Origin of the sequence: Streptomyces apricus, assembly GCF_008369065.1 — a bacterium.
Lineage (GTDB): Bacteria > Actinomycetota > Actinomycetes > Streptomycetales > Streptomycetaceae > Streptomyces > Streptomyces apricus.
Genome location: NZ_VDFC01000077.1, coordinates 1 through 4,920, shown reverse-complemented (window position 1 = coordinate 4,920; position 4,920 = coordinate 1). Strand labels below are relative to the sequence as shown.

Sequence of the window (4,920 nt, the reverse complement as noted above, 5' to 3'; positions counted from 1 at the left end):
GCCCCGCTCGCGTCCGAGTCGGCGAAGGCCTGGGAGCTGTACAGGGACAGGATGCTCGTAGCGGCGGCGGCCACGACCATCCCCTTGCTCAGGGTCTGGCGCACTCTCGTTGTCCTTCTGCTCGTAGAAGTGGGAAAAGCCGGCCTTGGCACCGGAAAACGGTCCAAGGCCGGCCTGGTTCAGCCGTACGGCCGATGCGCTACGACGTCAGTCGTTGACGCACTTGTTGCCGAACGCCGGGTTCAGCAGACCGATCACGTTGATCGTGTTGCCGCACACGTTGACGGGAACGTGGACAGGAACCTGGACGACGTTGCCCGAGAGAACACCGGGGGAACCCACGGCGGCACCCTCGGCCTCGGCGTCGGCGAAGGCGGGGCCCGCCATTCCGAGGGCCATGATGGCTCCGGCGATGACAGCTGCGCTCTTCTTGTGATTCACGTGCTTTCCCTTCTCTGCGGTCATGCCCCTGTGACGGCCGAAGCCGAGCGAGTCCGATTTCGACGGCTCGCAGCACGACCTCGGGTGGTGAACGAGAAACGGAGGTCCGAAGAAACTACGTAATGTGAACCGCTTGGTAATTCACTCGAACGCACCGGACAGGTGGAACAGACGCGGAGAAAAAAACCGGGCCGTCCGCACACGAATACAGCGGACGGCCCGGGCGGTGCAGGTCTCAGTCCTCGCCGTTGGCCGAGAGGACCGACAGGTCCTCCAGGATGTGCGACAGGGCCGCGTCGCGCTTCGCCTCGGTGGAGTTGTCCGAGCACTGCTGCGCGAGGTCGTCCGACAGGATCGGGACGTCCTGGATCGGAACGAGGTTCACGACGGCGACGTTGATGTCCTCCAGCGCCACACACGGCTTGTTGAGCGAGCCCTCGACCAGCGAGAGCTGGGGGCTCATGTCGCCCTTGGTCGCCGAGTTGCCGAATGCCGACGAGGCACCGTTGCCGTTGGCAACGGCCGGCCCGGAGTCATCACCGATGGCCAGCGCCTGGGGGGCGGCCGCCACCGACATACCGATGACAGAAGCGGCAGCCGCCGCGGCGAACATTGCCTTCTTAAGCACTTCGCGTTCCTTTCCTAGTAGCGACGCGTGTCGTACTGACTCATCAACCGGCGGTGGCGCGATTGGTTGCGGGCGTTCACCCGGTTGGCCCGCATTGAATCCGTCGGCGGATGGGAAGGACGGCGGCCGGCCCTCTCTCGGAACCTCTCCCCGTGTGGGCCGACCGAGTGAATGGGAGGAACTATGTCTCCCCCATGCAGTTGAACCAGAGCGCTCCGGTGGACGGGGTTTCGTAAGAGAGGACTAACCAATGATCAAGAAGGTTCTTGCCACCGCGGCGATCGCTGCTTCCGCCGTGGGTGCTTCCGCCGGCCTGGCGCCGCAGGCGATGGCGATCGGCAACGACAGCGGTCCGGGCATCTCGAACGGCAACGCGGCCGAGCAGTACTACGGCAACTCCGCCACATACGGGAACATGAGCCCGCAGATGGCGCTCATCCAGGGCTCCTTCAACAAGCCCTGCATCGGCCTGAACGACATCAACGTGCCGGTGGTCAACCTGATCCCGATCCAGGACCTGCCGATCCTGTCGGACGACCTGAACCAGCAGTGCACCGAGAACTCGACGCAGACCAAGCGCGACGGCGCGCTGGCGCACCTCCTGGAGGACGTGTCGATCCTCTCCGCCAACGGCGAGGGCTGAGACCGGCGCAAGGGCGGTACCACCGGTCTCCCCGGTGGTACCGCCCTTTTTCGTGTGCCGGGACCTTGCCGCGCCGCGCGTCAGCGCCCGGCCGCGTACAGCTCCTCGATCTCCTTCGCGTACGCCGCCGTCACCTCCCGGCGCTTGACCTTCAGGGACGGGGTGAGCAGGCCGTTGTCCTCGGTGAACTCGCCCTCCACCAGCGCGAACGCGCGGATCGACTCGGCCCTGGAGACGGCCTGGTTGGCGTGGTCCACGGCCTGCTGGACGTCGGCGCGCAGCCGGGCGTCGTGGACGAGTCCGGACAGCGGGGTGTCGGCGGGCAGTCCGCGCACGCGCAGCCAGTGGGCGAGGTCCTCGCGGTCCAGGGCGATCAGGGCGGCGACGTAGGGCCGGCCGTCGCCGACGACGACGCACTGGCCGACCGGGGGCCGGCTGCGCAGGCGGTCCTCCAGGACGGCCGGGGAGACGTTCTTGCCGCCCGAGGTGACGAGGATGTCCTTCTTGCGGCCGGTGATGGTGAGGTAGCCGTCCTCGTCGAGCGCGCCGAGGTCACCGGTCGCGAACCAGCCGCCGGTCAGGGCGGCGTCGGTGGCGGCCGGGTCGTTCCAGTACGCGCCGAGGACGATGCCGCCCCTGATGAGCACCTCGCCGTCGTCGGCGATCCGCACGGCCGTGCCGGGGACCGGGAGGCCGACCGTGCCGGGGGGGCCCCAGGGGCGGGACGATCGTCGCCGCCGCGGTGGTCTCGGTCAGGCCGTAGCCCTCGTAGACCATGATCCCGGCGGCCAGGAAGAAGAGGCTGAGCTCGCGGTCGAGCGGGGAGCCGCCGCTGATGGCGTAGCGGGTGCGGCCGCCGATCTCCTTGCGGATGCGGCGGTAGACCAGCAGGTCGTACAGGGCCCAGGCGGCCCACAGGCCCGGGCCGGGGCCCTTGCCGCGGCCGAGGAACTGCTCCAGGTGCCGCTCGCCGAAGCGGACGCCGACGCGGTGCGCGCGGTCGAAGGAGGCGCCGCGGCCCATGCGTTCGGCGGTCGCGCGGCCGGTGGCGTGGATCTTCTCGAAGAGGTAGGGCACGCCGACCAGGAAGGTGGGCCGGAACTCCCTGAGCGCCGGCCGCAGTTCGTCGGGCTTGATGCCGGCGAAGTGGCCGAGCTCGATGCGTGCCATGAGGCAGGAGATCTGGAGGGTGCGGCCGAGGATGTGGGCGAGGGGCAGGAAGAGGAGGGTCGAGGCCTGCCGGCCGGTGACCGCCTTGAAGACGGGGTGCAGGAGCTCGACGGTGTTCGCGGCCTCGGCGTGCAGGTTGGCGTGGGTGAGGACGCAGCCCTTGGGCCGGCCGGTGGTGCCGGAGGTGTAGCAGATCGTCGCGACGCTGCCGGGGGTCAGCGCGGCGCGGCGCGCGGTGACCTCCTCGTCGGGGGTGCCGCGGCCCAGGGCGACCAGCTCGGCGACCGCTCCGGCGGCCCCGCCTTCGGCGTCGAGCTGCCAGACGCGCGGGGGCTGCGGGTGGGCGGCCGTGCCGGTCGCGACGGCCGCGGCGTTCTGCGCCGTCTCCACGACGGCCAGACGGGTGGCCGAGTCGCGGACGATCCACTCGATCTGCTCGGGCGAGGAGGTGGGGTAGACGGGGACGGACACGCCGCCCGCGGCCCAGATCGCGAAGTCCAGCAGCGTCCACTCGTAGCGGGTGCGGGACATCACCGCGACGCGGCCGCCCGGTTCGAGGCCCGCCGCGATCAGCCCCTTGGCGACGGCGGTGACCTCGCGGGCGAAGGCGGCGGCGGTCACCGGCCGCCAGGCGCCCGCCTCCGCGCGGCGGATCACCACGGCGTCCGGGGCCTCGGCCGCGTTGGTGAAGGGCAGGTCCGCGATGCTGCCGGTGGCGGTCCCCGGTACGAGGGCCGCCCGGCGCACCTCGCGGACGGTTCCGTCCGCGTCCTTGGTGACCTCGACCCGGGCGCGGTCCGCCGGATCGGTGCGCTTCCTCGCCTGCTTCAGGTCCCTGCGTACGCCCATGGCGGCTCCCGGTCGACGGCGGCGTGAGTGGCGGCTCGCGGTGCGGTGACACTTATTTACTCCAGAGTAAACTTACTCACGCGTAAGGAATTTTCAACAGGTCGGACCAACAGGCCGGATCGACAAGTCGGGTGAGGTCAGGCCGGCCCGGGGCGTCAAGTTCGGCAGGACGCGGGCCGATGAACGGACCATGACGTCGACGCACCCGCCCGCGCTGCCCTCCCCCACCGGACTGCTCCCGCCGCCGCGGAAGGCCGGACCCGGTCCCGGTGCCGGACCTGCTGCCGGACGGGCGGTGTGGCTGCGGGTGGCGGTGTGGCTCGGGCCCGCGCTGCTCGTGGCGTACGCGGGGTTCCGGCGACGGTGGATGTCCGACGACGCCTACATCTACGTACGGACCGTGCGGCAGATCCTGGCGGGGAACGGGCCCGTGTTCAACGCGGGCGAGCGGGTCGAGTCGTCGACCGGCACCCTGTGGCAGTGGCTGCTCGCCGCGGCCGGGGGCGCGGGGATCGGGCCCGCCTCCGCGGCGGTGTTCGGCGGGCTGCTGCTGACCGCCGCCGGGTTCGCGCTGGCGGGGATCGGCGCGCTGCGGCTGTACGGCGGCCGGGCGGCCGTGCCGCTCGGGTCGCTGGTGCTGCTCGGGCTGCCCCCGGTGTGGGACTTCGCCACCTCGGGGCTGGAGACCGGGCTCGCCACCTGCTGGATCGCGGGCGCGTGGCTGGCGCTGACGGCCCGGCCCGGCGCGCTCGCGACCTCGGCACTCATCGGGCTCGGGCCCCTGGTGCGGCCCGATCTGGGGCTGGTGACCGTGGTGTTCCTGGCCGCCCAGTGGCTGCTGGTGCGGCCTTCGTGGCGCGGGGCGTGCGCGGGGGTGGGGGCCGCGGGAGCGCTGCCGGGCGCGTACGAGGTCTTCCGTGCCGGGTACTACGGGCACCTGGTGCCGCTGCCGGCCGTGACCAAGGAGGCGTCACGGAGTCTGTGGGGGCGGGGGTTGGTCTACCTGGCCGACTTCGCGCACCCGTACGCGCTGTGGGTACCGGCGTTGTGCGTGGCGGGGGCTGTGGCGGTGGCGCTCGCGCGCGGGGGTCCGGGTCGGCCCGGGGTGGCGCGGCCCGTATCCGTGCTCGTGCCCGTGCTCGCGCCCGTCGTGGCGGGGGTGCTGTGCTGGGTGTACGTGGTGCGGGTC

At 71.3% G+C, this 4,920-nt stretch carries 3 protein-coding genes and 2 pseudogenes; 2 read left to right on the top strand and 3 right to left on the bottom strand.

Annotated features, from left to right (window positions below; translation table 11 throughout):
• Positions 1–207: 207 nt before the first annotated feature.
• A complete protein-coding gene (locus tag FGF04_RS35305; RefSeq protein WP_268893799.1) occupies positions 208–399 on the bottom strand; it encodes a chaplin in 192 nt (63 codons plus the stop codon).
• Between the two features lie 277 nt (positions 400–676).
• Positions 677–1,069: a rodlin RdlA gene (rdlA, locus tag FGF04_RS35300; protein WP_149515470.1), complete on the bottom strand. Its 393-nt coding sequence runs from the start codon at positions 1,067–1,069 to the stop codon at positions 677–679.
• A 250-nt stretch (positions 1,070–1,319) separates the two neighbouring features.
• Between rdlA and FGF04_RS35295 the strand changes: the two genes are divergently transcribed.
• Positions 1,320–1,712: a rodlin gene (locus FGF04_RS35295; RefSeq protein WP_149515469.1), complete on the top strand. Its 393-nt coding sequence runs from the start codon at positions 1,320–1,322 to the stop codon at positions 1,710–1,712.
• Positions 1,713–1,792: 80 nt separating this feature from the next.
• Here FGF04_RS35295 and FGF04_RS35290 read toward each other — a convergent pair.
• Positions 1,793–3,731 (bottom strand): annotated as a pseudogene (locus FGF04_RS35290) (AMP-dependent synthetase/ligase).
• A gap of 190 nt (positions 3,732–3,921) precedes the next feature.
• Between FGF04_RS35290 and FGF04_RS35285 the strand changes: the two are divergent.
• A pseudogene (locus FGF04_RS35285) lies at positions 3,922–4,920 on the top strand (hypothetical protein); the annotation flags it as partial.

What these genes read in the sequence shown, in the direction of transcription:
- FGF04_RS35305 (WP_268893799.1), bottom strand. Translation starts at nt 399, where the DNA reads ATGGCCCTCGGAATGGCGGGCCCCGCCTTCGCCGACGCCGAGGCCGAG.
- FGF04_RS35295 (WP_149515469.1), top strand. Translation starts at nt 1,320, where the DNA reads ATGATCAAGAAGGTTCTTGCCACCGCGGCGATCGCTGCTTCCGCCGTG.